This is a genomic window from Sphingomonas jatrophae (assembly GCF_900113315.1).
GTDB classification, from domain to species: Bacteria; Pseudomonadota; Alphaproteobacteria; order Sphingomonadales; family Sphingomonadaceae; genus Sphingomonas_P; species Sphingomonas_P jatrophae.
Map to the genome: position 1 here is coordinate 44037 of NZ_FOZG01000003.1, position 25976 is coordinate 70012.

25 protein-coding genes and 2 tRNA genes are annotated in these 25976 nt (G+C 67.9%); 16 read left to right on the forward strand and 11 right to left on the reverse strand.

Features of this window, described 5'->3' with window-relative positions:
* Positions 1–129 precede the first annotated feature (129 nt).
* Positions 130–2154 carry an ATP-dependent nuclease gene (locus BM360_RS15895; protein ID WP_207544629.1) on the forward strand — a complete coding sequence of 675 codons (2025 nt, stop codon included), beginning with the start codon at positions 130–132 and terminating at the stop codon, positions 2152–2154.
* A 100-nt stretch (positions 2155–2254) separates the two neighbouring features.
* On the opposite strand, the gene BM360_RS15900 is transcribed toward BM360_RS15895, so the two are convergent.
* Positions 2255–4051 (reverse strand): hypothetical protein, encoded by a 1797-nt coding sequence (locus BM360_RS15900; protein ID WP_131819280.1) that lies wholly within the window; start codon positions 4049–4051, stop codon positions 2255–2257.
* A 334-nt stretch (positions 4052–4385) separates the two neighbouring features.
* On the opposite strand from BM360_RS15900, the gene BM360_RS19650 reads away from it, so the two are divergent.
* Positions 4386–4562 (forward strand): hypothetical protein, encoded by a 177-nt coding sequence (locus BM360_RS19650; protein WP_165611327.1) that lies wholly within the window; start codon positions 4386–4388, stop codon positions 4560–4562.
* A gap of 175 nt (positions 4563–4737) precedes the next feature.
* Here the strand turns inward: BM360_RS19650 and BM360_RS15905 are convergent, their stop codons facing one another.
* Positions 4738–4917 carry a DUF465 domain-containing protein gene (locus tag BM360_RS15905; RefSeq protein ID WP_093316125.1) on the reverse strand — a complete coding sequence of 60 codons (180 nt, stop codon included), beginning with the start codon at positions 4915–4917 and terminating at the stop codon, positions 4738–4740.
* A gap of 320 nt (positions 4918–5237) precedes the next feature.
* On the opposite strand from BM360_RS15905, the gene BM360_RS15910 reads away from it, so the two are divergent.
* On the forward strand, positions 5238–5729 hold the full coding sequence (locus tag BM360_RS15910) for a Ros/MucR family transcriptional regulator (RefSeq protein ID WP_242653527.1): 492 nt from the start codon (positions 5238–5240) through the stop codon (positions 5727–5729).
* Positions 5730–5797: 68 nt separating this feature from the next.
* Here the strand turns inward: BM360_RS15910 and BM360_RS15915 are convergent, their stop codons facing one another.
* A complete protein-coding gene (locus tag BM360_RS15915) occupies positions 5798–6340 on the reverse strand; it encodes a hypothetical protein (RefSeq protein WP_093316127.1) in 543 nt (180 codons plus the stop codon).
* A 50-nt stretch (positions 6341–6390) separates the two neighbouring features.
* On the opposite strand from BM360_RS15915, the gene BM360_RS19380 reads away from it, so the two are divergent.
* Positions 6391–6753, forward strand: a complete 363-nt coding sequence (locus BM360_RS19380; protein ID WP_131819281.1) for a hypothetical protein — start codon at positions 6391–6393, stop codon at positions 6751–6753.
* Positions 6754–7235: 482 nt separating this feature from the next.
* Here BM360_RS19380 and BM360_RS15925 read toward each other — a convergent pair.
* A tRNA-Gln gene (locus tag BM360_RS15925) sits at positions 7236–7310 on the reverse strand.
* A 157-nt stretch (positions 7311–7467) separates the two neighbouring features.
* On the opposite strand from BM360_RS15925, the gene fliD reads away from it, so the two are divergent.
* Both fliD and BM360_RS15935 read left to right on the forward strand, forming a co-directional pair.
* Positions 7468–9093 carry a flagellar filament capping protein FliD gene (gene fliD, locus BM360_RS15930; RefSeq protein WP_242653528.1) on the forward strand — a complete coding sequence of 542 codons (1626 nt, stop codon included), beginning with the start codon at positions 7468–7470 and terminating at the stop codon, positions 9091–9093.
* Positions 9094–9103: 10 nt separating this feature from the next.
* On the forward strand, positions 9104–9493 hold the full coding sequence (locus tag BM360_RS15935) for a flagellar export chaperone FliS (RefSeq protein ID WP_093316129.1): 390 nt from the start codon (positions 9104–9106) through the stop codon (positions 9491–9493).
* A gap of 7 nt (positions 9494–9500) precedes the next feature.
* Here the strand turns inward: BM360_RS15935 and BM360_RS15940 are convergent, their stop codons facing one another.
* Both BM360_RS15940 and BM360_RS15945 read right to left on the reverse strand, forming a co-directional pair.
* Entirely contained in the window at positions 9501–10346 is an 846-nt protein-coding gene (locus tag BM360_RS15940; RefSeq protein ID WP_093316130.1) for a dienelactone hydrolase family protein, read from the reverse strand.
* A 120-nt stretch (positions 10347–10466) separates the two neighbouring features.
* A complete protein-coding gene (locus BM360_RS15945; protein WP_093316131.1) occupies positions 10467–11885 on the reverse strand; it encodes a DNA recombination protein RmuC in 1419 nt (472 codons plus the stop codon).
* A gap of 86 nt (positions 11886–11971) precedes the next feature.
* Here BM360_RS15945 and BM360_RS15950 point away from each other — a divergent pair, with 86 nt between their 5' ends.
* From BM360_RS15950 to BM360_RS15960, 3 genes are all read left to right on the forward strand, one after another.
* The gene (locus tag BM360_RS15950; RefSeq protein ID WP_093316132.1) at positions 11972–12379 is read left to right on the forward strand and encodes a SufE family protein; all 408 of its coding nucleotides are present in this window, start codon (positions 11972–11974) and stop codon (positions 12377–12379) included.
* Positions 12376–12771 carry a hypothetical protein gene (locus BM360_RS15955; protein ID WP_093316133.1) on the forward strand — a complete coding sequence of 132 codons (396 nt, stop codon included), beginning with the start codon at positions 12376–12378 and terminating at the stop codon, positions 12769–12771. Before BM360_RS15950 ends, BM360_RS15955 begins: the two co-directional genes overlap by 4 nt.
* Before the next feature lie 91 nt (positions 12772–12862).
* Positions 12863–13180 (forward strand): GIY-YIG nuclease family protein, encoded by a 318-nt coding sequence (locus BM360_RS15960; protein WP_093316134.1) that lies wholly within the window; start codon positions 12863–12865, stop codon positions 13178–13180.
* A gap of 33 nt (positions 13181–13213) precedes the next feature.
* On the opposite strand, the gene mutL is transcribed toward BM360_RS15960, so the two are convergent.
* Positions 13214–14986 (reverse strand): DNA mismatch repair endonuclease MutL, encoded by a 1773-nt coding sequence (mutL, locus tag BM360_RS15965; RefSeq protein WP_093316135.1) that lies wholly within the window; start codon positions 14984–14986, stop codon positions 13214–13216.
* A 118-nt stretch (positions 14987–15104) separates the two neighbouring features.
* On the opposite strand from mutL, the gene BM360_RS15970 reads away from it, so the two are divergent.
* The 6 genes from BM360_RS15970 (at position 15105) to BM360_RS15995 (ending at position 20771) form a co-directional block, all read left to right on the forward strand.
* A complete protein-coding gene (locus BM360_RS15970) occupies positions 15105–16145 on the forward strand; it encodes a rod shape-determining protein (RefSeq protein ID WP_093316136.1) in 1041 nt (346 codons plus the stop codon).
* Between the two features lie 28 nt (positions 16146–16173).
* Positions 16174–17067 carry a rod shape-determining protein MreC gene (locus tag BM360_RS15975; RefSeq protein ID WP_093316137.1) on the forward strand — a complete coding sequence of 298 codons (894 nt, stop codon included), beginning with the start codon at positions 16174–16176 and terminating at the stop codon, positions 17065–17067.
* The gene (gene mreD, locus BM360_RS15980) at positions 17067–17564 is read left to right on the forward strand and encodes a rod shape-determining protein MreD (protein WP_093316138.1); all 498 of its coding nucleotides are present in this window, start codon (positions 17067–17069) and stop codon (positions 17562–17564) included. Before BM360_RS15975 ends, mreD begins: the two co-directional genes overlap by 1 nt.
* Positions 17565–17632: 68 nt before the next feature.
* On the forward strand, positions 17633–19510 hold the full coding sequence (gene mrdA / locus BM360_RS15985) for a penicillin-binding protein 2 (protein ID WP_093317345.1): 1878 nt from the start codon (positions 17633–17635) through the stop codon (positions 19508–19510).
* On the forward strand, positions 19510–20610 hold the full coding sequence (gene rodA / locus BM360_RS15990) for a rod shape-determining protein RodA (RefSeq protein WP_093316139.1): 1101 nt from the start codon (positions 19510–19512) through the stop codon (positions 20608–20610). Before mrdA ends, rodA begins: the two co-directional genes overlap by 1 nt.
* Positions 20611–20695: 85 nt before the next feature.
* Positions 20696–20771, forward strand: a tRNA-Lys gene (locus BM360_RS15995).
* A gap of 506 nt (positions 20772–21277) precedes the next feature.
* Here the strand turns inward: BM360_RS15995 and BM360_RS16005 are convergent.
* On the reverse strand, positions 21278–21670 hold the full coding sequence (locus BM360_RS16005) for a hypothetical protein (protein ID WP_093316141.1): 393 nt from the start codon (positions 21668–21670) through the stop codon (positions 21278–21280).
* Between BM360_RS16005 and BM360_RS16010 the strand changes: the two genes are divergently transcribed.
* A complete protein-coding gene (locus tag BM360_RS16010) occupies positions 21669–22064 on the forward strand; it encodes a Rossmann-fold NAD(P)-binding domain-containing protein (protein WP_242653529.1) in 396 nt (131 codons plus the stop codon). The two genes, BM360_RS16005 and BM360_RS16010, sit on opposite strands and share 2 nt — an antisense overlap.
* Positions 22065–22148: 84 nt before the next feature.
* Here BM360_RS16010 and BM360_RS16015 read toward each other — a convergent pair whose 3' ends face one another.
* The 3 genes from BM360_RS16015 to BM360_RS16025 form a co-directional block, all read right to left on the reverse strand.
* Positions 22149–23030 carry a tyrosine-protein phosphatase gene (locus tag BM360_RS16015; protein WP_093316142.1) on the reverse strand — a complete coding sequence of 294 codons (882 nt, stop codon included), beginning with the start codon at positions 23028–23030 and terminating at the stop codon, positions 22149–22151.
* A gap of 14 nt (positions 23031–23044) precedes the next feature.
* On the reverse strand, positions 23045–25255 hold the full coding sequence (locus tag BM360_RS16020) for a TonB-dependent receptor (protein ID WP_242653530.1): 2211 nt from the start codon (positions 25253–25255) through the stop codon (positions 23045–23047).
* Positions 25256–25566: 311 nt separating this feature from the next.
* Positions 25567–25974, reverse strand: coding sequence for a Na+/H+ antiporter subunit G (locus BM360_RS16025; protein WP_242653577.1), 408 nt, complete (start codon positions 25972–25974; stop codon positions 25567–25569).
* Between the last annotated feature and the right edge of the window lie 2 nt (positions 25975–25976).

Below are 25976 nucleotides of genomic sequence, written 5' to 3' on the forward strand. Positions count from 1 at the left end.
AACATTATGGCTATCGGACCATCCTCCAAATGAGATGGCTATTGGAGCGAACGGGCGATGCGGCTGCTGCGATATAGGGTGACGAACTTCCGGTCGGTTGAGGACAGCGGCTGGATAGACGCCGACGATGTGACGGCGCTGATCGGGGTCAACGAGTCCGGCAAGTCCAACCTCCTCCTCCCGCTGTGGAAGCTGAAGCCTGCCCGCGAAGGCGAAATCCGGCCGACGTCGGACTATCCGAAGACGATGTTCGCCGAGATCCGCGAGAACCCCGCCCGGTTCCGCTTCATCTCGGCCGAATTCGCCACCGGCCCGCTCGGCCCGCGCATTGCCACGCTGGCCGGCATCGGACCGGAAGAGGCGGAGGTCGTCCGTGTCGACCGCTACTTCGACGGCGGCTACGTCTTCAGCTTCCCCGATCACGAGCACGCAACGACCGCGTCACCGGAGGACGTCGCGGCCATCCTCCAGGCGGCAACGTCCGAGATCGGCGGGATGCCCGCGCTCGCCAAGGAGGAGGCGCAGAAGGCCGAGCTCATCGCGGGGCTCCAGTCGGCCGCGCTCGAACTTCCCGACGCCCCGATGTCGGCGGACGCGCTGGCGGCGCTAGCCGAGGACCTCCGCGCCCTCGCCCCGACAGCGCCCGCGAAGACCAGCAGCATCTTCCCCCGCCTCGAGGCACTCGCGGCAAGCGTAGACGAGCTCCAGACGCGCGTGTCGGCCCCAGACCCGGGCGCGGTCGAGGCGGTCCGAACCGCCATCCTGAAGCGCGTGCCGCGCTTCGTCTACTATTCGAACTACGGCAACCTCGACTCCGAGATCTACCTGCCGCACGTCGTGGACAACCTCGAACGGGAGGATCTCGGCGAGAAGGAAGCGGCCAAGGCGCGCACGCTGCGTGTGCTGTTCAGCTTCGTGCGGCTCGAGCCAAGCGAGATCCTGGAACTCGGCAAGGACGAGACGCCCGTCAACTCGCGCCGACCGACCGAGGCCGAGATCGCAGAGGTGGCCGAACGCAAGCGCGAGCGCTCCATCCTGCTCCAGTCGGCGGGCACAACGCTTACCTCCCGCTTCAAGGACTGGTGGAAGCAGGGAGACTACCGTTTCCGCTTCGAGGCGGACGGCAACCACTTCCGCATCTGGGTCGCCGACGACCGACGGCCAGCCGAGGTCGAACTCGAGGGCCGCAGCACCGGTCTCCAGTGGTTCCTGAGCTTCTATCTCGTCTTCCTCGTCGAGAGCGCCGGAGAGGGCGAGCACGAGAACGCGATCCTGCTGCTCGACGAGCCCGGCCTATCGCTCCACCCGCTGGCGCAATACGACTTGTCGAAGTTCTTCGACAACCTGGCGGCGACGAACCAGCTCATCTTCACCACCCACTCCCCCTTCCTGGTTCATGCCGACCGGCTGGACCGCGCACGCAAGGTCTACGTCGACGAGAAGGGCACAACCAAGGCTACGTCTGACCTGCGCAAGGGCGCGGAACTGCAGCCCGGCGCCGCCTACGCCGTGCACTCGGCACTTGGACTAAGCGTCGCCGACAGCCTGATGCTAGGCTGCCAGCCCGTGATCGTCGAGGGAAGCTCGGACCAGCACTACCTTACCGCGGTCAAGACCCTGCTCGTCGCTTCCGGCCGCCTGAAGCCGGTGAGGGAGTTCGTATTCCCGCCAGCCGGCGGGACCAAGAACACCCGCATGGTAGCAAGCATCCTGACTGGCCGCGACGAAGCGCTGCCCTTCATGATCCTCGACGGGGACATGATGGGCAGGAAGCTCGCCAAGGAGCTTGGCACCAGCCTCTACCAGGATCATGCCGACCGCCTCATCGGCGTCGACGACCACACGGCAATTGAAGGCTCGGAGATCGAGGACCTGATCCCGCCCGACGTGATGGCCGCCGTCATCGACCGCATGTACCGCAACGCCGACACCGAGTTCGCCGACGTGCTTGTGGCCGGAAAGCCGATCCTCGGCCAGATCGAGGCGTGGGCGGCGGCGCAGAAGGTCGACCTCGAGGCAGGCTGGAAGGTCGAGCTCTCGAAGAGGGTCAAGCAGCACCTCCTCACCAAGGGAATGGCCGTGGTGAAACAGGAATACGGCGACCGCTGGCAGCGGCTGTTCGACATCCTCGGTTCGACAATCGCTCCAGCCTGACCGCTCGCCCCATCGGCTCCACCCGATGGTTGTTGCCCGCAGCGGAGTCGGGCTGTGGATGAAGACATCCGTTCGAAGATCACTTCCCCCCTGCGTAACGCTACCCCGAACCCCCATGCTCGTAGCCGGTGGCGCTAGCGCTCCCCGCCGCCGCGGCGTCAGCTCCGGCTGATGCCGGGTTTTGCGTTTCCACCCCTTCAGGTGGCTGAGCCTGCCCATCTTCCGGGGATTTGGGAAGCACGCCCCAGCCGCGGAGCCTATCCTCGCGCATCCGCGAGCGCGAAGCGATCCGCCCGAGAGCCTCGTCGAGGGACGCCCTCAGGTTCTCGGCACCCGGCTGCGCGGCAAGGCGGTCGGCCCACTCCATCATGCCCTTGACGTCGTCCGCTGCGTGGTCGTCGAACAGCCGGACGATCTCGTCGGCGCTCAGACGGGAGAGCCGCGCGGCATCCTCCGCGGGATTGTATCCCCCCGACTTCGCCATCTGCTTAAGCATGTCGGCGGGGTCCCGCGCATCGACGATCTCGGCGCGCCCCGCCTCCATCGCGGCCAGCAGCTCGGCATCGACCGGATCGTTCGCGAAGAACCGGTTCCAGCGATCGAAGAACCCCTCCTTGCCGCGGTTCGCCTCGATCCACCTCGCAAGGATGTCCGAAGCCTGCGCGTCGCGGCCATAGCGCCGCAGGAAGCTCAGGGTGCCGTTCATGTTGGTCGGCGTGATCTCAGCCAGATTCTCTAGGGCGCCGGCCTGCATCGCATCCAAGATCACGTCATCGTCCGTCGTCAGGCTGTCGTGATAGAGCCGCCATGCCCGGGAGAAGCTGTCGTCGCGGCCTTCCCGCCTCCGACGCTCCTCGACGGAACGCGCCGCCTCACGCAGGACGTTGCCCCGGAAGTAACCCAGCGCCACTCCATCGAGGATCGGCTCGTCCAGCTCGTCCGTCGAGCCATATCCGTATCGCCCCAGGAGCTCGCGCCAGCCCTTCTCGTCCGCCGGCTCCTCCTTACGTCCGAACAGACCACTCATCGGATTGAACCCCCTGACGAAGTCGAGGCTGGGCGCTAGATCGCGCTGGAGGAAGCACCAGCCTCCCAGCACCACCGTGGCCGTCGCCTGTGCAAGCGTCGCGGCGTCGAACCCCCGGAGCTCCGTCTCGACCAGCCTTGCCCACCGCTCGACCTTCTTCATCACCCGCATGTTGGTGACGTCCAGCGCGACCAGGCGATCGCGCAACGCCACCGCAACTGGATCGTCGCCCCCGATCGCGATCGCCGCAGCCTCCGCGCTCGTCGGCTCGAAGATCAGGAAGGTGTCCACCACCTTCTCGAGCTGGCGGTCGAGCTCCTCCGCCTGCTTCGCCTCCGCCTGCTCCTTGTTGAGCAGCAGCACGACCTTGCAGCCCCTCTGCTCCCGCAGCAACGATGCAAGCCCCAGCACGTCGCGCATCTCGAGCGACTTGCCGGCGCGTTCGAGGTCGTCGAAGCATACGAGCTGCCCTTGCACCGTCAGGAAGGCGGCGCGATACAATGCGTCGCCGGCATCCTTCATCCGGAAGAACCCGGCGGCCACCTCCAGCGCGGGCCGGCTCCTCCGTGCGAACCGCTCACCCTCGCGCAGCATGCCGTGGAGGCTCGACGCGTCGGGCAGTGACGACCTGCCCGCCACCACCGTGTTCTCCACTATGGCGCTGCGGAGCTCGCCGAGGCTGTTCAAGCCGAAAAGGGACACGTAGGCGTGGCGGTCCACGCCGAGCCGACCCGCGGTCTCCTCCTCGCGCAAGAAGGTCTGCCAGGAGTAGGTCTTACCCACCCCCCACCGACCAGAGATGCAGAGCACCTCAGGAGACGGTGATCTCAGAAAACGCTCGATCTCGGCACGAACGATCGCATAGGACATGAGCGGGTTCTCGCACCGGGCTCGATCACTGTCGATCCCGTCGGCGGCCCTCTCAAGCATCCGTGGAGTCCTCGCCAGCGCACCTTGACCGTTGTCAAACCCGGGTAGCGGGCGCTTTCGTCGACATCATCGGGCATGCTCCGGCTCTTGGAGGCGTCGACATCGAGCTGGGCGACGTTAATGGTGGTAGTCTGTGTGAACGAACGTACGCTTACCGGGCGTGGTCGGCGGAAAGCGGCCTTTCCGCTCTCCCCCCAAAATCAGTCTAAACTTCTGCGGCGGACAGGTGCGACCGATATCTCAGTGCTCACTCGTCCTCGCCGGGACGAACTTGATGAGGCTCAAACGCGATGCGCCTTGGATCACCACAGGGGCAAGCGCTGAAGCTGTGGCGCTGCTCGCCCAGGCTTGCAACGATGATGTGCGCTTCAGCGCTGAGACCGAGTTGGGCCAGCGGGAATCGAGCAAGGTGCGCGTCCTGTCGAAGTCAGCACAGGGAAGCCTGCTCTGATTGGCTCACGTAGCGGTTCCTTCACCCGCTGCCGAGAGGGCGACAATCACCTCGCCCTGCGTACAGCCTTCGTAGCCGATCGTATAGACGCGCATGAACTGCCTCTCAGTCGAGCGCTCTGCGCCAAGTACCACGATGGGCCGCGGCGCCGATCTCAGCACCGCGGCCGCTTGAGCTAGGCCGCCACGGCGACGTCTCGGTTCAACTCAGCGAGTTGATCCTTCAACGCCAGCTTTAGCTTCTTCAGCCGCGCAATCTCCCGATTGTCAGGGAAGCGAGCCGCGTGATGGCGGGCGATATCCGCCTCAAGGCGTGCGTGCTCGCGCTTGAGATAATCGAGGTACCGGTTGGACATCGTACACTCCTCTGCAAAAGTGGACCATGTTCACGCGCCGGTGACCGGCGCCTCGCCTACGTAGGCGCAACGGCATCGCTGCTGAACTGGCAGCACGACGAGCTGACGCCCGGCGGCGGCGAGCCGTTCTACAGCGATGCAATCGGTCTTCAGACGGGCGCCCCTTGAGCCACAGCCTAACAGCGTGCGCCTTAGCCGCTTCTCGTCCTCGGCATGAAATGGATACCGAATAATACCCACCAACCGTATCATACCTGCGCTACTAGTACGACCTTACACTCTAGATTAACACGATCATCGCACCACTTATGGAGTTCATTGTGGAAGCCGACCTCAAGACACTCACAGCTGATATCGTTACCGCTCACCTCGCCAACAACGAAGTCGCCGCTGCCGACATCGCTAGCCTGATCACCTCTGTGCATGACGCACTGGCCGGACTTGGTCAGGAGGCGACGGGGCCGGAAGTGCCGTTCCCGATCAAGGTCGAGGGGAAGGTCTCGGTCCGCAAGTCGCTCGCCGACCCGGACAAGATCATCTCGATGATCGATGGCAAGGGTTATTCGAGCCTGAAGCGCCACCTCACCAGCAACGGATATACACCCGAAACGTATCGCGCGGCATTCGGCCTCAAAGCGGATTATCCGATGGTGGCACCGGGATATAGCGAACGCCGCCGCGAAGTCGCCAAGACACTCGGCTTGGGGAAGCGGAAGGCCGCGCCAGAGGCGGCAGAGCAGCCCAGCAAGGGTCGCCGGACGCTCAAGGCCGCTTTCGGCAAGGCCAGGGAGCACCTCGGCACAGCCGAGTGACGGGACTTGCGAGCCGCTTTGGAGCGGCTCGCATCCAAATTGCCGGGCAAGCACATCTGCTATCAGGCTCATCCGACCGACCATCGGCGATCAAATAGCGCTTCTGCCACTTCCCCTGCCCTCATCTTGAGGCGCCCGCGGTAGTTGGCGAGCAAGGGGTGCTGGGCCGCCAGGTGCTTACGGATCGCTGCCTCCTCCGATCTGAAGAGAGCGGAGATGAGGTCCTGATCGTCATCAATCACGTCCACGGTCAGCACCAGCTCGCTCGCTTCAACCGTCGCTACAACCGGCCGCAGGTTGGCGCCGTCAACGGCAGCGTCCCACAGCTCCATCGATCCAGCCCATGAAGCACGGTACGTGGCGCACGTGGTCCCCAGCTCCTCGTCGCGGCGGAGCTCTGCCAGTGACCACGGCCGGATCGACACCTCCCCCGTCCTCGCCAGGCGGATTGGCTGGATGTCAGCCTCTTGCTGGATGCGTTGCCTGACCGCCGCCTTGGTCATGATCCGCATGTTGGGCTGTGACCATGTTGCCGCGGCGCTTGCGAAGCGCCGCTCGAGGAACGGCTCCAACCAGCCTGCCGAGAACAACCGCCCACCGAGCATCCGCATCAGCGGTCAGCCCCGAGCTGTAGGCCAGCATAAGGCGCCAAGCGCCCGGCATGCCATTCCTCCTTGATGATGTCAGCATATCCGGCGTGAGCCAAGACCGGGTTGGGTCCTTCCGACATCCGCAGCTCGACAAGCTCGGTTCGGAGAAGATCATAGCGACGCTGCTGCATGTGCCGCGGCCGCCCACGCCCGATCAGCTTTTCAAGCTCAGTCAGGCGCTCGCCGCGGCGCGCGGCTGTTCCGATCAGCATCGAGCGGTTCACGAGGAAGTTACACTTTGCGCAAGCCCAACTAGCGATATGGTAGACCAGAGCCCCGACACGATCCCCACAGGCTGGACACAAGAAGAACGCACGCTGCCTGCTCGTGTTCGGTGCGATATATTCCATGTTGAGCTTGACAATATCATGTGAGGACTTGTAATAGCTGCCAGCATATATGAGGTACTCGGCACCATATAGCAGCGTAGATGTAGAGTGGATGTTTGCACGTCCGACAATTGCACCCTGGTTGCGCCAGATCAGGATGGGTCGCCCTCGCTGCCAGTTGCTCACCACGCCTTGCGCAAACAGCCGCGGATACGCCTCAACATACCGCGGCCCTGGCGATGCAAGCGCTTCTTCCGGATCTCGCTCCACCTTGCATCTCCGCTCACTGCCTCGCGCACGCGCTTTTTCTAAGGCGCTTCCAGAGCATTGTAGCAGCTTCTCCAAATCATGGGAGAAGTTCACGAATTTGCAAGCGATTCAGCTGCGATAGACGCACCGGCCCGTAGACCGGCCGAAAGTCGCTTCCGGCACGCGTCTAGAGACGCGCCGGGCGGCAGCTAAGCTACTGAGAGATTATCGATAACGCGCCAGCTCGACCGGCACTTTCAGGTTCGAACCCGACGCGTTGGCTGGGGCGGGAGGATTCGAACCTCCGAATGCCGGTACCAAAAACCGGTGCCTTACCGCTTGGCGACGCCCCAGCAGCGGGCTGCCGCCCGCGGGCGCGCGCTTTAGCGCGGGTGGGGGCGGCGGGAAAGCCCTGCTTTTGACGGTCCAAAGCCTGGCTGGTCCACCATCCGCTTAACCCTGCCCTGCCGCTGCCGTTAACACAGACGGACCGCGGGGGATTTCGGCGCCATGACCACCATTGCCAATGCGCTGGGCATCGGATCCGGCATCGATACCACCGCGCTCGTCAGCTCGCTGACGGCGGCGGCACGCGATCCGAAGAATGCGGCGCTGACTGCTCGCGAAACGGCGAACAGCGCCAAGGTTTCCGCGCTGGCGCAGGCGACCAGTGCGATCGACAGCTTCGCAACTTCGCTCGGCGCTTTGATCTCCGGGGGCACCCTCTTCACCCAGCCGACGGTCTCTGATGAAAAGGTGCTGACGGCGACGGCGCTGCCGGGTGCACGGATCGACGGATTGAGCGCGTCCATCACCGTCAGCCGCCTGGCGCAAGGGCAGACCAACGCTTCCGCAACGCTCGCTAGCGCCACCGCCAAGGTCGGCGAAGGGAGGCTCAATCTGAATGTCGGCGGCAAGACGCTGGCGATCGACATCACTTCGGCCAATGACAGCCTGAACGGCCTGGCAACGGCGATAAACGCCCAGAAGGCAGGTGTCACGGCGAGCGTCGTGACGGACACGACGGGTGCCCGCTTGGTGCTGAGGGGTGCGACCGGTGCCGCCAATGCCTTCACGCTGACGCTGCCGGACGGCACTGGCGATGGCACCTACACCGATGGCCTCGCCCGCTTCGCTGTCAATGCCGATGGCACCGGGGGACTGTCGCAGACGCAGGCTGCGCTTGATGCCAAGATCAACATCGACGGCGTGGAGACAACGCGCGGAACGAACAGCGTGGCGGACCTGATCCCCGGCGTCCAACTGACGCTGGTCAAGACGAGCGACCAGCCGGTGACCCTGGGGACGCAGCGCCCGACCGCCAGCATTCGCTCCGCCGTTCAGGATTTCGTCTCCGCCTACAACACGCTGGACGAACTGCTCGACGGCATGACCGCGACTGCCGGCACGGACGGCAGCGCCGCCGGCGCACTGGCGGGTGAGGCAAGCATACGCGCGATGCGGCGCGCAATGACGGGGCTGACCTCGACCGCACTCAGCTCTGGCAGCGGGCCGAAAACCTTGTCCGAGATCGGCGTGCGCACCCAGCGCGATGGCACGCTGACCCTCGACACGGCGACACTCGACGCCAAGCTGGCGCAGGATCCGGCAGGCGTGGAGGCGCTGTTCAATCCGGGGCAGACGAGCAGCACCCCCCTCGTTTCCGTCGTCAGCGCCTATGGCAAGACGAAGCCCGGCACCTATAAGCTCACCGATCTGGTGCCCGCCGCCGGCACCAACGGCGCGCAGGGAAAGATTGCGGGCATGGCGGGAAGCGGCAGTGGGGATCTGCTGACGGCGTTCATCACCTCCGACGCAGCCGGGCTGGTCGTTCGGGTGAGCGGACCGGTGGACGAAGCGACAGTGACGATCGATGCCGGGCTCGGCGGCGCGCTGCAGGCGATCCGCGACTCGCTGCGTGGCACGAGTGGTGCGCTGACCACCGCATCCACCCGCTTTGCGGCGGAGGCCAAGGCGATCGCGGCCGACCGGACCAAGATGGAATCGCGCATCGCCACCTACAAGGCGCAGCTCGAAACCTCCTTCACTGCGATGGAATCGCGCATGTCGCTGCTCAACGCGACCAAGACGCAACTGACCAACCAGATCGCCCAGTGGAACAAGAGCGACAGCTGAGGCCGCCACCATGTACCAGACCCGTCTCGCCCCCGCCGCCGAAGCCTATCGCTCGGTCGATCTCACCAGCCGGATCGAGAGCGCCTCGCCGCACGGCCTCGTCACCATCCTCTACGAGGAGCTGCTCGGCGCGCTGGGCGTGGTCCGCGCCGCCGTTCGTGCGGGCACGAGCGCGAGCCGGGCGGACGGGCTGCCGCGGGCGCTGACCATCCTCCAGGCGCTGGAGAATGGCCTCGACCATGACAAGGGCGGCGCAGTGGCGGGGACGCTGGCGCAGGTCTATCGCGGTATCCGCGCGCAGGTGAGCAAGGCCGCCGGCGCGGGCGACCTGCCCGCACTCGACGAGGCGCGGCGGATGGTGGCGGATCTGGCGCTCGCGTGGGGGCAGATTGGCAAGTAGCCCCGCGTCAGGCGACGCCGTGAGCGCGGAAGAAGGCGAGCAGCCGCTTCCACCCGTCCGTCGCCGCGGCAGGCGTGTAGCTGTCCCGATAGTCGGCATGGAAGCCGTGCGGGGCACCGGGATAGACGACGATCTCGCCGGGGCGCTTGGCCGCCTTCACTGCGGCGCGCATCGCCTCGACGTCGGTCAGCGGGATGCCCTTGTCCTCACCGCCATAGAGACCGAGGACGGGGGCTCGCAGCTCGGCGGCGCGCGGAATCACGGGCGCCAGCCGGCCATACCAGGCGACGCCGGCGCGGATGTCGCCATTGGTCATCGCGGCGCGCCAGACGACGGTGCCGCCCCAGCAATAGCCGGTGATGCCGATCGCGGCGGGCTTCACGAAGCGCTGGCTCTTCAGCCAGGCCGTGGTCGCGCGGACATCGCCGTCGACCTGAGGCTCGGAGGCCTGACCGACCACCGCCATGATCTTGGCCCGGTCGGGCTCGTTCGGCAGGTCGACGCCGGAGCGGTAGAAGAAGTCGGGCGCGACGGCGACGTAGCCGGCCTTGGCGAGGCGGCGGCACACGTCCTTGATGTACTCGTGCAGGCCGAAGATCTCGTTGATGACGACGATCGCGCCGTGGCGGGCGGTGCCGGCAGGGCGGGCGACATAAGCGGGCAGACCCTCGGCGGTGCCGTTGGGCAGGCGCGGCTCGTCGATGACGAGGCCCTCGGCGGGCGTCTGCACAGGCTTGGCCTCGGCGGACAGGGCCGCGACGGCATAGCCGCCGACGAGCAGCGAGGCGGCGGCGCGGCGGGTGAGGTGGAGATCCTCGGCCAGCGTGCCCTCGGGGCGGGTGAGGTGATCCATCCGGAGGCTCCTGTGCTGCTGTCCCGAGCGAGGCTAGGCGGCGGCGCGGCGCCGGGCAAGCGGGCTTAGGTTGACGAAGTTGACACTCAGAGGCCCTATTCCTATAGGTCCGGATCGGTCCTATTCAGCCGCCGCCGTGCTTAGCCGGGTAAGCGGGCGCACCGCCGTCTCGACCGGCGCGAGCGGATCGAGCGTCCTGCCGCCAGTATCGACCTTCAGCGCTTCGAACCGGCGGGCCTGCGTCAGCACTTGCGATTCAAGCGAGCCGATCATCTGGTTGTAGGCGCCCGCCGCCTGCTCGAGATTGCGGCCGAGCTTCGTCACATGGCCGCCCATCGTGGCCAACCGGCGGTAAAGCTCCTTCCCCGCCTCCGCCACCTCCTGAGCCTGTGCGGCGAGCGCTTCCTGCCGCCACATGCCGGCCATGACCTTGGCCAGCGCCAGCATGTTGATGGTGGAGGCAAGGATGACGCCCTGGCGGAACCCCGCCTCGATCAGATCGGGCGCGCGCTCGGCCGCGGCGGCGAGGAAATGTTCGCCCGGCACGAACATGATGACGAAATCGGGCGCGCGGTCGAACTGCTTCCAATACGCCTTGCGCCCGAGATCATTGGCATAGGCCTTCAGCGCATTGGCGTGCTGGAGCAGCAAGCCCGCGCGGACGCCCTCATCCTCCTCGTCATAGGCCGCCTCGAAATGGACGAGCGGGCATTTGACATCGACCACGATGGAGCGGCCGCCCGGCAGGTGGATGACGCAATCGGGCCTGAGCTGGCGATCCCCGTCCGCCACCGTCGTCTGAAGCGAGAAATCGACATTCTCGGCCAGCCCCGCCTGTTCGAGGATGTTGCGTAGCTGCTCCTCACCCCAGCGGCCGCGCGCCTTGGGGCTGGAGCGCAGCACGTTGGTGAGCCGCGCCGTCTCCCGCCGGACGACCTCATTGCCCTGCGCCAGCTGCGTCACCGCCTCGCGCAGGCCCTCGTAGGAGCCGACGCGCGCGCGCTCGATCTCACCGAGTTTCTCGTCATAGCGCTTGAGCGTATCCTGCACGGGCGTGAGCAGCGCTTTCAGCTGGCCTTCGCTCCGCTCCGCCTGCTGGCCGAGCCGTTCGTCCGCGCGGGCGAGGAAGCGGGTCTGCGCCGTCTCCAGCGCCTGCCCGGCGAGCAGGCCGAACCGCTCCTGCAGCCGTGCCTCCATATCCTGCAATCCGGCGACCTGCGCGGCGTGCAGCCGATCCCGCTCGTCCAGCTGCGCGGCGAAGGCGCGCTCGCGCTCCTCCAGCCCGCTCTCCAGCGCGGCGAGGCGGCGCTCGGCGGCATGACGCGCCTCCTCCGCCGCGATCACGCGCGCCTCCAGCGTATCCGCCTGCGCGCCGCGGATGCTGGCGCCGGCCAGCTCGGCCAGCGCGCGCGTCGCTTTCTCCTGCCAGCCGTCCCGCTCGGCCCGCAGCGTGGCGGCGCCTCGTGCAGCCGCCATCCAGCCGAGCACGAGGCCGCCTGCCAGCGCGACGAGAATCAGCAGCAGCGCCCACGCATCCATCGGTTCGCCTCACCGGAACATTCCGCGAACCAGTGGCGCGGCAGAAGTGGTTTGGCAAGGCCGCCCGGCTGGGTTAGGCCGCCGCCATGGCCGACACGCTGGACGACATCCTCGCCGAATATGAGTTCCTCGACGCGGACGATCGCTATCGCCTGCTGATCGATCTCGGCCGCGCGCTGGAGCCGATGCCGGACGCGCTGAAGACGGACGCGACGCTGGTGCGCGGCTGTTCCGCATCGGTGTGGGTCTATCCGGTGCGGCAGGAGGATGGGCGGCTGCACTTCCTCGCCGACTCCAATGCGGCGATCACGAAGGGGATCATCGCGCTCGTCCTCCAGACGGTGCAGGACCGGACGCCCGGCGAGATCGTCGCCGGCGACATTGCGGGTGCGCTGGCGCCGTTCGGGCTGGAAAAGCAGTTGAGCTCCAACCGCACGCAGGGCATCCCCAACATGATCGCGCTGATCCGCGCGACGGCGGAGCGCATGGCATGACGAAGCGGCTTTCCTTCCTGTTCGCCCCTGCCCTGCTGCTGGCGGCAAGCCCGGCGGCCGCGGAGCTGACGGTGGGCGCGATCACCTTCACGCATGGCGACGTGCTCGACGCGCGCGCGCTGCCCGAGCCTGATGCGCCTCCCGTCATCATGGTGACGCTGGCGGATGCGGGCATGGCCAAGCTGGTCCGCGCGACGACAATCGAGGGCGGCGGCACCACGCCGATCCCGGTCAAGGTGGATGCGACGGCGCTGAACGAACTGCTCGTCACCGCCCCGCTCGACAATCCGGTGCTGACGCTGACGGGTGCGAAGGATCTGAAGAGCGCTGAAGCGCTGGCGAAGTCGATCGCGGGGAAGGACCCGCTGCCGGACGAGATCGGGGAGGAGTGAGGGCGCGGGTGGCGCGCGATGAAGGCATCTTGCCCTCCGCCCCGTTGGGCCTGAGCCTGTCGAAGGCCTGCCCTTCCATCTTGCCGCACCGGTGAGCTTCTGGACCTACATGCTCCATTGCTCCGGCGGCGTCTTCTACGTCGGGCACACCGACCATCTCGAACGACGCATTGCGGAGCATGAGAGCGGTGCGGTTCAGGGGTTCACGCGGGATCGTCTGCCCGTTCGCCTCGTCTGGTCGCAGACGTTTGCCAGCCGGATCGAAGCCTTGGAGGCGGAACGCCGCATCAAAGGCTGGAGCAGGGCGAAGAAGCTGGCGCTGATCCGCGGCGACTGGGCGGAAATTCAGCGTCTCGCCCGAAGCAAGACCGGGCCTTCGACAGGCTCAGGCCGAACGGAAGAGGGCTGAGAGTCCAGCCAGTGAGGTTTGACGGCCCCGCCCTCATTTCCGCCCGAACAGCTTCTCAATGTCGCCATGCGCCAGCTTCACCCAGGTCGGGCGGCCGTGATTGCATTGGCCGGAGTGGGGCGTCACCTCCATCTCGCGGAGCAGCGCGTTCATCTCGGGGACCGACAGCATGCGCCCGGCGCGGACCGAGCCGTGGCAGGCCATGGTCGCGACGACATGGTCGAGCCGCTCGCGGAGGGTAAGGCCCGTGCCGTAGGCGGCAATCTCGTCCGCCAGGTCGCGGACGAGGCCGGTGGCATCGGCGCGGCCGAGCGGCGCGGGGGTGGCGCGGACGAGCATGGCGGCGGGGCCGAAGCGTTCGAGATCGAGGCCGAGCGATGACAGCTCGGCCAGGTGCGGCTCCAGCCGGTCGCAGGCGGGCTCGTCCAGCTCGACCACCTCGGGCAGGAGCAACGTCTGTGCGGGCACGCCGCCGCCTGCCGCACCCGCTTTCAGCCGCTCCATCACCAGCCGCTCATGCGCGGCATGCTGGTCGACGAGAACGAGGCCGTCCGCCGCCTCCGCAACGATATAGGTGGCGGCGACCTGGCCGCGGGCGACGCCTAGGGGAAAGTCGACAGGCGGCGGCGGTGCCTCCGCCGGCTCGGCACGGCCGAGCGGCGCGGGGCCGCCGGCAGGTGCGGCAGGCGCGGGCACGAAATCGACCGGGCGATCCCACACGCTGCCCTGCCCGCCGCCGGATGGCAGCGGCGCCCAGGCGGGCACCAGCGGCTCGACCTGCCAGCTACCGAGCGACACGCCGGCCGGGCGATTGGCCGAGCGGTGGCCGGCGGCGTCGAGCGCGGCGCGTAAGCCCCCCACGATCAGCCCTCGAACGAGGCCCGCATCGCGGAAGCGCACCTCCGTCTTGGCGGGGTGGACGTTCACGTCGACCTCCTCGCCCGGCAGGTCGATGAACAGGGCCAGCACGGGGTGGCGATCGCGCGCGAGCAGATCCTGATAGGCGCCGCGCACCGCGCCGACGAGCAGCCGGTCCCGCACCGGGCGGCCGTTGACGAAGAGGAACTGGTGATCGGCGACGCCGCGGCTGAAGGTGGGCAGGCCGGCGACGCCGCCGAGGCGCACCTCGCCCCGGACATGATCCACCGCCACGCTGTTGGCGGCGAGCTCCCGGTCGGTCAGCGCGGCGACGCGCGCGGGGCGGCTGTCCTGCGGGGTGACGTGGAGCGTGCGCCGGCCGTCATGTTCCAGCGTGAAGCCGATGTCCGGCCGCGCCATGGCGAGGCGCTTCACCACATCGACGCAGGCGCCATATTCCGCCCGTGGGCTGCGGAGGAACTTGCGGCGGGCGGGCACCCGCTCGAACAATGCCTCCACGCGGACGCGCGTGCCGGGGGGCAGCGCCGCCGGCCCTTCGGCGACGAGCACGCCATTGTCGATGCAGCGCGACCAGCCGTCCGCGCCCCGCACGCGGCTGTCGATGGTCAGCCGCGCGACGGAGGCGATGGAGGGCAGCGCCTCGCCGCGGAAGCCGAGCGTGGTGACGGATTCGATCGCCTCGTCGGGGAGCTTGGAGGTGGCGTGGCGTTCGCAGGCGAGCGCGATCTCGTCGGGCGCCATGCCGCAGCCGTCGTCCACCACTTCGATCGAGCGCGTTCCGCCCTCGCCCAGTCGCACGGCGATGCGGGTGGCGCCGGCGTCGATCGCGTTCTCAACCAGCTCTTTCACCGCGGCGGCGGGCCGTTCCACCACCTCTCCCGCAGCGATACGGTTGACCAGATGCTCGGGAAGCCGTCGTATTGACATGGGGGCCCCTCTAGCCCAAGCGCCGGCCTTCCGCGACCCGCCGAGACTCATCCAACTCCGTCCGGCGGGAGGGGGCCGCGGCAACGAACAGGTTTCTCCGGGCGGGACTTAAGGACGCATGGTCTTCCAACGCTGGTTCAAGTTCATGTCGCACGACATGGCGATCGACCTCGGCACGGCGAACACGGTCGTCTATGTGCGCGGCCGCGGCATCGTGCTGAACGAGCCGTCGGTCGTGGCCATCGAGACGGTGAGCGGCGTGAAGAAGGTGCGCGCCGTGGGCGACGACGCCAAGCTGATGGTGGGCAAGACGCCCGAGAGCATCCAGGCGATCCGCCCGATGCGCGACGGCGTTATCGCCGACATCGACGTCGCCGAGGACATGATCAAGCACTTCATCATGAAGGTGCACGGCCAGCGCCGCTTCCCACGCTGGCCCGAGATCGTGATCTGCGTGCCGTCGGGCTCGACCAAGGTGGAGCGGCGCGCGATCCGCGATGCCGCGTCCAATGCGGGCGCGAGCCAGGTGTGGCTGATCGAGGAGCCGATGGCCGCCGCGATCGGCGCCGACATGCCGGTGACCGAGCCGATCGGATCGATGGTGGTCGACATTGGCGGCGGCACCACCGAGGTCGCCGTGCTGTCGCTGCGCGGCCTCGCCTACACGACCAGCGTGCGCGTGGGCGGCGACAAGATGGACGAGGCGATCGCCTCCTACGTCCGCCGCAACCACAATCTGCTGATCGGCGAAGCCACGGCGGAGCGGATCAAGAAGGAAGTGGGCATCGCGCACATGCCCGCCGACGGCAAGGGCGTGACCATCCAGATCAAGGGGCGCGACCTCGTCAACGGCGTGCCCAAGGAAATCACGATCACGCAGGCGCAGATCGCCGAGGCGCTGAGCGAGCCCGTCTCCGCCATCGTCGAGGGCGTGCGCATCGCGCTGGAGAATACCGCGCCGGAACTGGCCGCCGACATCGTCGACCAGGGCATCGTGCTGACCGGCGGCGGCGCGCTGCTGCAGGGCATCGACAGCGTGCTGCGGGAAGAAACCGGCCTGCCCGTCACGGTAGCGGAGGATCCGCTGACCTGCGTGGCATTGGGCACCGGGCGCGCGCTGGAAGATCCGATCTTCCGCGGCGTGCTGCAGACCGCCTGATCTCCGGGGCAGCGAGGGAGGAGCGGCGATGCGTCCGCCGCGCCGCACATCGCCGGGCTTTTCGCGGCGGGCGCAATTCGGCCTGTTCGCCGCTTATGTGGCGGCGGTGGCGGGCGTGGTCATCGGCCTTGCGCTGGTGGTCGCCGCGCGCGTCGACCCACGCGGCTTCGCGCTGATCCGCGGCGCCGCGATCGACGCCATCGCTCCGCTCTCCGCCGCCGGCCGCTCCCTGGTGGAGCGCGTCTCCGGCATCGACGACGCGCTGTACGCTTATGTCGCGGCGGGCACGCAGAACCGGGCGCTCCGCGCCGAGAACATGCTGGCGCGCCGCCGCCTGATCGCGGCGCGCGGACTGGAGCGCGAGAATCGCCGCCTGCGCGCGCTGCTGCGGCTGGCCGAGCATACGCCCGACCGGGTGGCGACGGCGCGCATCGTCGGCTCGACCGCGAGCGGCAGCCACCGTCTCGCCACCCTGACCGCGGGCAGCCTCAACGGCGTGCGGCCGGGCCATCCGGTGCGCGCGCCGGAAGGGCTGGTCGGCCGCGTGCTGGAGACGGGCGCGACCGCCGCGCGCGTGCTGCTGCTGGCGGATACGGACAGCAGCGTGCCCGTGCTGATCGTCCGCAACGGCCAGCCGGCGCTCGCCAGCGGCCGCGGCGACGGGCGGCTGACGATCCGCCCGCTGGTGCCCGGCCCCGCCCCCTTCCGCCGCGGCGACGTGGCGCTGACCTCGGGCACTGGCGGCCTTTATCCGCCCGGCATTCCGGTGGCGGTGGTGGACAAGGTGGACCGCGACGGGGCGCTCGCCTGGCCGCTGGCGGACCCGGCACGGCTGGATTTCGTGATGGTCGAGCCGGCCTTCGCGCCGCCGCTGCCGCCCCCTGCCCCGCCGCTTGCGCCGCCAGCGGCTGCACCGCGCTGATGCCGCCCTCCGCCGATCTGCCGCGCGTGCCGCTGCGCACGCGGATGACGCCCGCCGCCAGCGTGCTCGCCGCATCCTTGCTGGCGGCGCTGCCGGTGATCGCGACCGCCGCGGTGCTGCCGCCGTTCGGCCTGCTGGCGCTGCTCGCTTGGCGGCTGCTGCGGCCGGAGCTGTGGCCCGTCTGGGCGGCGCTGCCCTTCGGCCTGTTCGACGATCTCGTCTCCGGCCAGCCGCTGGGCAGCGGCATGGCGAGCTGGACGTGCGTGTTCCTCGCCATCGACCGGCTGGATCGCCGCTTTCCGCAGCGCGGCTGGCGGTTCGACTGGTGGATTGCGGCCGCCGCCTCTATCTTCGTGCTGGTGGCGGGGATGCTCGCCGCTGCCCTGCCGCTGACCATGGTGCCCACCATCCTGCCCCAGATCGCGATCACCATCCTCGCTTTCCCCGCCGTGTCGCGCACGGTGGCGGCGCTGGACCGCTGGCGGCTGAAGCGGTGATCGGCCGGCGGCGGGCGCCGCGGCTGGTGACGGAGCAGGCGCAGGCCTTCACCTTCACCAGGCGGGCGATGGTGCTGGGCGGGACGCAGATCGCCTTTGGCGGGCTGCTGGCGGCGCGGATGGGCTGGCTCTCCATTGCGGAGAATGAGCGCTACAAGCTGCTGGCGGAGAGCAACCGCGTGCAGCTGATGCTGATCCCGCCGCGGCGCGGCTGGATCGTCGACCGGCACGGCAAGCCGATGGCGCTCAACCGGCCGGATTTCCGCGTCGACCTGATCCCCGACCAGCTGCACGACAAGGAGCGCGTGCTGGCCGCGCTGCAACGTCTGCTGGCACTGCCCGACGACGAGATGGACCGCGTGCGCGAGGATCTGGAGCGCGCCGCCGGATACCAGCCGGTGCCCGTCGCCGAGAACCTGCCTTATGAGCGCTATGCCGCGGTCAGCCTGCGCCAGCCGGAGCTGCCGGGCGTGGCACCGGCGCAGGGCTATTCCCGCTTCTATCCGGATGGTGCGGCGGTGGCGCACCTGACCGGCTATGTCGGTGCCGCCTCGGCCAAGGATTATGAGCGCGAGCGCAACCCGCTGCTGATCACCCCCGGCTTCAAGGTGGGCAAGGACGGGCTGGAGAAGGTGCTGGAACGGCCCTTGCGCGGCGCTCCAGGCGCACGGCGGGCGGAGGTGACCGCCCGCGGCAAGCTGGTGCGCGAGCTGGACACGCGGCCCGACACGTCGGGCAAGACGGTGCGGCTGACGGTAGATGCGGGGCTGCAATCCTATCTCGCGCGGCGGATGGGCACGGCCAGCGGATCGGGCACGGTGATCGACTGCGCCACCGGCGACATCCTCGCCATGGTGTCGATGCCCGCCTACGACCCCAACAGCTTCTCCGATGGCATCAGCCATGCCGAGTGGGACATGCTGTCGGCCAGCGACCACCTGCCACTGATGAACAAGACGCTGCAGGGCTTGTATCCGCCGGGCTCGACCGTCAAGCCGATGAACGCGCTGGCGCTGCTGGATGCGGGCGTGCGCGCGGACGAGCGCGTACTGTGCACCGGCCGCTACCGTCTCGGCCGCGGTTATTTCCATTGCCACAAGCGGGGCGGACACGGCGCGCTCGATATGGCGGGCGCGATCATGCAATCGTGCGACATCTATTTCTACACCATGGTGCGTCGCATCGGCATCGACCGGCTGGCGGCGATGATGCGGCGGCTGGGCCTCGGCGCCGAATTCGCGCTGCCCGTCGCCTCGCAGCGTTACGGCACGGTGCCCGACAGCGCGTGGAAGCGGCGCAAATATGATGCCGAGTGGACCATCGCCGACACGGTCAACGCCAGCATCGGCCAAGGCTATATCCTCGCCAATCCGCTGCAGCTGGCGGTGATGGCGGCGCGGCTTGCCTCAGGGCGCGCGCTGGCGCCGCGGCTGCTGGCGCACCGCCCCGTCGAGACGCCGTCGCTAGGCATCGATCCCGAGCATTTCGCCATCGTCCGCGCGGCGATGAGCGGCGTCGTCAATGGCGGCGGCACCGGCGCCTCGGCGCGGATGCAGGTGCCGGGCGTGCTGCTGGCGGGCAAGACGGGCACCGCGCAGGTGCGCCGCATCACGATGGCCGAGCGGCGTCGCGGCGTGCTGAGCGACTATGCGACGCCGTTTCGCCTGCGCGACCATTCGCTGTTCGTCGGCTTCGCGCCGGCACACGCACCGCGCTACGCCTGCTCGGTGGTGCTGGAGCATTCGGGCCACATCGTCACCGCCGCGCCGATCGCGCGCGACGCGCTGACATGGCTGTTCGACGCCAAGCGCGCGGAGACGACCTTGGCCGTGCTGGAAAAGGGCTGGGGCGGCGACATCCCGACCCGCATGCAGGCGGAGGCCGATGCCTGGCGCGCCGCGCGGGACGGCGCCGCCGCAGCGCCGGTGGCCGAGCGGCCGCGGTGATGCGCGACAGCCTCGTCCCCGCGCCGCTGGCGCAGCTGCCCTGGCGGGTGATCCTGCTGGTGCTGGCGATCGGCGGCTTCGGCCTGGTCGTGCTTTATTCGGCGGCGGGCGGGAGTGTCAGGCCGTGGGCGCTCAATCAGGGCATCCGCTTCGGCGTGTTCCTCGGCGGTGCCGTGGTGCTGGCGCGGGTGCCCGTCGCCTGGCTGAAAACGGCGGCCTTTCCCGTCTATCTCGGGCTGGTCGCGCTGCTGTTCGTTGTCGAGCTGTTCGGCTTCGTCGGCGGAGGCAGTCAGCGCTGGCTCGATCTCGGCTTCATCCGGCTGCAGCCGTCGGAGTTGATGAAGCCCGGCATCGTGCTGGTGCTCGCCCGCTTCTACGATCGCCTGCCGGCAGGCGAGATACGCGGCGTCAATGCGCTGTGGCCGGCGGCGGTGCTGATCGGCCTGCCCGCCGCGCTCGTCATGCTCCAGCCGGATCTCGGCACCGCGCTGATGATCTGCTTCGGCGGAGTGACGATCCTGTTCCTTGCCGGCTTGCCGCTCAGATTGTTCATCGGCGCGGCGGCGGCGGTGGCCGCGGCGGCGCCGATCGCGTTCGGCATGATGCACGAATATCAGCGCAACCGCGTGCTGATCTTCCTGTCACCCGAGAGCGACCCGCTCGGGCGCGGCTATCATATCAGCCAGTCCAAGATCGCGATCGGATCGGGCGGGCTGTTCGGCAAGGGCTTTCTCGGCGGCACGCAGAGCCATCTCGACTATCTGCCGGAGGGGCATACCGATTTCGTCTTCGCCACCATGGCCGAGGAATGGGGCCTGGCGGGCGGCATCGCCATCATCGTCGCCTATCTGCTTGTCGTGCTGTGGGGCCTGAACGTCGGCCTTTCCTCCAAGGGCAAGTTCGAGCGGCTGGCGGCGACGGGCCTATCGGCGACGATCTTCTTCTACGTCGCAATCAACCTGTCGATGGTGATGGGGATGGCGCCGGTGGTCGGCATTCCGCTGCCGCTCGTGTCGTTCGGCGGATCGGCGATGATGACGGTGCTGCTGTGTCTCGGCATGCTGATGGCGCTGGATCGCCAGGCGCGCGCCGCGCGATGAAAAAGCGCGAAACAAGGCTTGCGCCCCCCCGCCCCCACTGCTAATCGCGCGCCTCGCTTCCGGGGCAAGCCCCACCACGAAGCATGGACGCATAGCTCAGTTGGTAGAGCAGCTGACTCTTAATCAGCGGGTCCTAGGTTCGAGCCCTAGTGCGTCCACCATGTTTCCCAACGGCTTCGCAGCGATGCGGAGCCGTTGTGGTGTGGGGCTTCGCTGCTGTTCCCCTTCCCAGCGAACTCCCCGACAATCGAGGGTGCTCGCGCGCAAGTGACGCCGGTGGGCCGATACGGGTCTCTGCCGGGCCGGATTTGCAGACCTGAGTTAAGGGGCGTCAGCCGTTCGGCGTCCAGCGACAGCGTCCGGCCCGATCGAAGCCATCACCGAGGCCAGCCATTGGGGGTGCTGAGGCGGACGACGCGGGCGCCGCCGGCGATGGGCCCGCGCAATGCCACGTCCTGCCGCGTGTCGAGGTCGGCCACGCCTTGGCAAACGAGGCGGCCGCCTCGGCCGTCCGCGTCTCGCCGGGAAGGATGCGGATCGTGCCCGAGACAGGCCCGCCGTTGACACTGACGATCGGTCGCGCATCGTCATTGTCCGTCCGCGTATGCGCCAGATCCAAGCCGGTAATGTCGTGCGCCTCCGTAATATCCGCCCGATCGGCGCCGCGCTACGCGGCGAAGCCGGCGCCCGGCATGATCACGGCGTGAGGGCCGTCATTGCAATAGGTGACCCGCAGGTCGATGTGGTTGGCGCCCAGCCGGGTAGTCCACGAGCCGGACACAGTTGCGGCCAGCCCGTTCGCGCTCACCAGCACGCTTGGCCGATCGTAAACGTCCGGCTGGCCGCGGAGCAGGCCCGGCGCCGGTTCGAGCGGCCCGACGCTGCCGGGCTGACAGGCTGCCGTGAACGCGACGATGCCGATGAGGGCCACCCGGCGAGCGGGCTTGCACAGCAGTGTTCGACCGGCTCCTCCGCTCCGCGACTGCAGGGCGACGACGTTGCGCCATGGCGAGCCCGGGCGAACATAGACCGCGGTCAGCTCCGGATGGTCGTGCGCCATGACTGCGGCAGGGTCGCCGCTCAGCGTTTCCAGGCGGCGGGATGCGGCCTGGTGCGCGACGCCGCTCGCCGGCATCGGCGCCACGCTGGCCGTGACCGGCGCCTATGTGCTGGCCGAAGAACTGGCGCGTCACGACAGCATTGCGGCCGCGTTCGAGGCTTATGAACAGCAGATCCGGCCGATGGTCGAAGATGGGCAGGGCGTGCCGAAGCTGGCGCCGCGCCTGATGCATCCCAAGACCCGCCTCGGCATCCGCCTGCTGCACGGCACGCTGGGTCTCGCCAGCCTCGAGCCGGTCCGCAATCTTACCGCGAAGCTGGTGGTAGGGCCGGGCAAGGAGGTCGACCTGTCGCGCTACGATGCGGCCGCGTCGGCTCCGGCTCAGGGGCGCTGACGACAGCAAGGCTCGCTCACTTACGCACCCCGCTGCCGTTCCAGGCCTTAGCTGCGCCCCTACTTCGCCACCCGCCAATACACCTCAGGCGCGGCGGGCTGCACGTTCCGTATACATGTTGCGCAGCGTCGCCAGATCGGCCCGGCTCAGGCCCATCTCGTCCCGCAGCCAGCCGTCAGCGCCGCCCTTGTGCTGATCGAGCACCCGCAACGCCGCCTCGATGTAGGACCGGTCGGCCGACATATAGGCCTTCAACACGCCGGGCGGCATGCTCTTCCAGCCGGACGAGAGCTGGGCGCTCGAACGGACGACCTTGCGCGGATCGAAATAGCGGTTGGTGAGCAGGTAATCCTCGATGACAGCCTCGCGCGGGACACCGAGCGCGGTCAGCAGCAGCGCCGCCGCCACCCCGGTGCGATCCTTGCCCGCCGAGCAATTGAAGGCCAGCGGGGCGCGGCCTGCCAGCAGCTCTCCGAACATGCGGCGGTACTGGCCTTTGAACCGCGAGACGATTTGCGGATAGGTCGCCGCCATCATCGCACGCGCCTGCTCGGGCGTTTGCTGGGGCGAGGGCATGATACCCATCGAGTCCATCGCATAATCGTCGGCAAGGACGTTCGGCCGCTTCGCCGCGGGCCAGTCGGCAGGTTCGGCACTGCGTTCGTCGCTGGAGCGGAAATCGCAGACGGTGCGGATGCCGCGGCTCTGCAGATAGCTATAATCCGCAGGCGTCAGGAAGTGCATCGATCCCGAACGGAACAGCAGGCCCCATTTGGTGGTGCGCCCGTCGGCGGTGCGGTAGCCGCCGAGATCCCGGAAGTTCTGCCCGCCCTGCAGCGGCAGCACGCGCTGGTGCGGCGCGGACACTGCGACCGGCATGTCGCGCGCGATCAGCGGCGCGAAGGGCCCCGCCAGTGCGAGTAGCGAGGCGGCGAACAGTCCGGCCTTGATCTTTGGCGCCATCATCGTCCCTCTCCCCCTCACAACCGGATCCGCGCTTCGACACCGTAGGTCCGCGGCTCGTTATAGATGCCGTATGTGCCGAGCGCACCGCTGGTATTCCGCAGGAACACATAATCGTGGTCGAGCAGGTTGCGCGCCCACAAGGCGACCTCCAGCTGCGCACCCTGATTGCCCAGCTGGATCGCGGTCAGGCCGAGCCGTCCGTTGACCAGCTTCTGCCTGTCGCTCCTGGTCGGATCCGATGAGCTCGTCACCTGCCGGTCGGCGATGTTGGCGTCGAGGTGGATGAAGGCGCTCATGTCGCCCGCGATCGGCAGCGAATAGTCGATCGATCCGCTCGCGGCATTGCGCGGCGTGTAGATGGGGTAGACGGGGACCAGCGGATTGCCCGTGACGAACGGGTTTCGCGCCTCGGGCAGACGGACATAGGTGTAGGCGTAGCTGGCGTTCAGCGTCAGGCCGCGCACCGGCGCGATCGTGATGTCCGCCTCCACGCCCTTGATGCGGCCGTTGCCGTCGGCATTGACCGTCTCGATCGTCGTCCGGTTCACGCCGGCCTGGAGCGTGTTCAGATTGAAATCGATCTGCACATTCTTGTAGCGGCCGGTATAGGCCGCAGCGTTCAGCCGCACGCGCCGGTCGAGAAACTCGGTCTTGGCGCCGACCTCGAACACCGAGAGCGATTCCGGGCCGAACCCACGATAGGTGAGCGACCGGCTGTTAGCGCCGCCCGCCTTGTAGCCGGTGCTCCACTTGCCATAGACATGCACCGTTGGTGCGAGATCGACCGCGATGTTCACCATCGGATCGAAGCGGTCGCTCTTGACTCGGAACGGCACTTCACCGCGCACGCCGTTGACGACGGGCAGGGCGCCGTTGACCTTGGTCAGCTCACCCTTCTTCTTGTCGTGCGTGTAGCGGCCACCGAGCGTCAGGTGCAGGCGCTCTTCCCACACAGATGGCGTCCACGTCGCCTGACCGAAAGCGGCCGCGCTGTCCGTCTCCGCATTGCTCTCGCGATCGGGGAAGGGAGATTGGGCGACGCCGGGCGGCGGCAGCACGGTGTAAGCGGTCCCCGTCGCATTCCACCGCAAGGTGTTGGGCGACCAGGCGTTATCCTCCACCTTCTCGTGATAATAGAACAGACCGCCGACGAAATCGAGGCCGGGCAGATTACCGATCAGCTGCAGCTCCTGGCTCCACTGATGCTGATCGAAGTCCGCAAGGCTGTATCGCGCGAAATTGCCGTTCGGTGCAAAGACGGACAGCGCGACTGCGCCGTTATCATATTGGGACTGGTCGAGTTCGCGGTACGACGTGATCGAGCGGAGCTGGATCCGATCGCTCGCTTTCCATTCAAGATTGAGCAGGTGCCCGCTGGTATGCCCGATGCTTTCCTGTAACGGCACACCGATGTCGGCGGTCTTCACTCGATCCGGCCGGGGCGGCGACAGCGGCGCGGGGGTCAGCGATCCGCGTGCGAGCAACTGGACGAGGTACGGCGTGGTCCCGTCGCGCGAGCGGTCATATTCGTAGAGCGCGGTGAAATCGGGCGAAGGCTTCCACATGACCGCGGCGTGGCCGCCATAGCGCTCGTAATTGTTGAAGTCCTCCTCACCGGCCAGCGGATTGCCCACCGTGCCGCCGCGCTTCTGATACAGGCCGTCCAGCTTGATGCTGATGTTGTTGAACTCGGGCAGATCGAGATGGACGACACCTTCATAGCCATCGAAGTTGCTCAGGCCAGCGCGCGCATCCACCCTGAACTCGCCGCTCGGGCGCTTGGTGACGATGCTGACGGCGCCGCCTTCGGTATTGCGCCCGAACAAGGTGCCCTGCGGCCCCTTCAGCACCTCGATCCGCTCGACATCATAGAGCGCGGCGCCAAGCCCCTGCGCCCGGCCGAGATAGACGCCATCGACGTAGACGCCGGCCCCCTGCTCACGCGCGGGCTGGTTCGCATCGCCAAGCGCGCCGACGCCGCGGATGTTGACGACGAGAGCGGATTTGCGCGCGAAGAAGGGGGCGACGCGAAGCGACGGGATCGATCCGTCACCAAGATCGGTCAGCGTGAGGACGTGCCGGTTGATCAGGTCCTCGCTGCCCAGCACGTTGATCGCGATGGGTGTGCGCTGCAGATTGGTCTCCCGCTTCTGCGCGGTCACGACGATGTCGGTGAGGCCATCCGCCACAGGAGCTTCGGCCGCCTCCACGGCGGCATCCGGCACGGCGGCGCGCACCGGTTGGCTTACGGCCAGCGCAAAACACAGCACGGCCAGGCTCGCGCCCGGCCGACGATCGACCCGCACCATTTGATTCCCCCGATTTCTTGATCTGGTCTTGGGCGCGCTGCTAGAAAGAGCGTGTTGCCGACGCGTGACCGCCGGATGACGGTTCCGCTTCCTCAGCGTTCCCGCTCCTGACTGTCACCCGCATCAGAGCAGTGGCTTGCTGCACGAAGCCCTATTGGGGATTTACTCTCCGCGTCCTACTTCGACGGCCGGAAATCTTGCGTAAGCCCCGTCCCCTCGGGCCCGCCTCAGCTGTTCGCGGTCGAGGTGGGGGTGCCCGAGTGCGGTGCCTCGAACGTTGCCCAGTCGCTGCCGTTCGCCGGGCGCGGGGGCGGGCCGGCGATGCTTGCCGGTTCAGATACCGCACCGGTCCTGAGCCGGTGCATGTGCACCTTGGCGATCATGTTGGCGGAAATCGGGGCAGTGATGAACAGGAACAGCGAGATCAGCAGCTCGTGCGCGGTCCACGTGCCGAGCTTCGCCTGAAAGAAAACGACCGAGGCGACCAGCAGCGCGCCCAGCCCGAGCGTGGTCGCCTTGGTCGGCCCGTGCAGCCGCTCCATAGTCGAGCGCAGGCGGACGAGGCCCCAGCTGCCGATCAGCACGAAACCGCCGCCGAGGAGGAGCAGCGCGGCAATGAGCAGGTCGGCCAGCATGC

Coding starts and splice junctions, on each gene's coding strand:
- BM360_RS15915 (WP_093316127.1), bottom strand. CDS start 6,340: ATGCGGATGCTCGGTGGGCGGTTGTTCTCGGCAGGCTGGTTGGAGCCG.
- BM360_RS19380 (WP_131819281.1), top strand. CDS start 6,391: ATGCCATTCCTCCTTGATGATGTCAGCATATCCGGCGTGAGCCAAGAC.
- rodA (WP_093316139.1), top strand. CDS start 19,510: ATGCGCGACAGCCTCGTCCCCGCGCCGCTGGCGCAGCTGCCCTGGCGG.
- BM360_RS15935 (WP_093316129.1), top strand. CDS start 9,104: ATGTACCAGACCCGTCTCGCCCCCGCCGCCGAAGCCTATCGCTCGGTC.
- BM360_RS16015 (WP_093316142.1), bottom strand. CDS start 23,030: ATGATGGCGCCAAAGATCAAGGCCGGACTGTTCGCCGCCTCGCTACTC.
- BM360_RS15950 (WP_093316132.1), top strand. CDS start 11,972: ATGGCCGACACGCTGGACGACATCCTCGCCGAATATGAGTTCCTCGAC.
- fliD (WP_242653528.1), top strand. CDS start 7,468: ATGACCACCATTGCCAATGCGCTGGGCATCGGATCCGGCATCGATACC.
- BM360_RS15900 (WP_131819280.1), bottom strand. CDS start 4,051: ATGTCCTATGCGATCGTTCGTGCCGAGATCGAGCGTTTTCTGAGATCA.
- BM360_RS15905 (WP_093316125.1), bottom strand. CDS start 4,917: ATGTCCAACCGGTACCTCGATTATCTCAAGCGCGAGCACGCACGCCTT.
- mutL (WP_093316135.1), bottom strand. CDS start 14,986: ATGTCAATACGACGGCTTCCCGAGCATCTGGTCAACCGTATCGCTGCG.
- BM360_RS19650 (WP_165611327.1), top strand. CDS start 4,386: ATGAGGCTCAAACGCGATGCGCCTTGGATCACCACAGGGGCAAGCGCT.
- mrdA (WP_093317345.1), top strand. CDS start 17,633: ATGGTGCTGGGCGGGACGCAGATCGCCTTTGGCGGGCTGCTGGCGGCG.
- BM360_RS16005 (WP_093316141.1), bottom strand. CDS start 21,670: ATGGCGCACGACCATCCGGAGCTGACCGCGGTCTATGTTCGCCCGGGC.
- BM360_RS15975 (WP_093316137.1), top strand. CDS start 16,174: ATGCGTCCGCCGCGCCGCACATCGCCGGGCTTTTCGCGGCGGGCGCAA.
- BM360_RS16010 (WP_242653529.1), top strand. CDS start 21,669: ATGACTGCGGCAGGGTCGCCGCTCAGCGTTTCCAGGCGGCGGGATGCG.
- BM360_RS15955 (WP_093316133.1), top strand. CDS start 12,376: ATGACGAAGCGGCTTTCCTTCCTGTTCGCCCCTGCCCTGCTGCTGGCG.
- mreD (WP_093316138.1), top strand. CDS start 17,067: ATGCCGCCCTCCGCCGATCTGCCGCGCGTGCCGCTGCGCACGCGGATG.
- BM360_RS15970 (WP_093316136.1), top strand. CDS start 15,105: ATGGTCTTCCAACGCTGGTTCAAGTTCATGTCGCACGACATGGCGATC.
- BM360_RS15940 (WP_093316130.1), bottom strand. CDS start 10,346: ATGGATCACCTCACCCGCCCCGAGGGCACGCTGGCCGAGGATCTCCAC.
- BM360_RS15945 (WP_093316131.1), bottom strand. CDS start 11,885: ATGGATGCGTGGGCGCTGCTGCTGATTCTCGTCGCGCTGGCAGGCGGC.
- BM360_RS16025 (WP_242653577.1), bottom strand. CDS start 25,974: ATGCTGGCCGACCTGCTCATTGCCGCGCTGCTCCTCCTCGGCGGCGGT.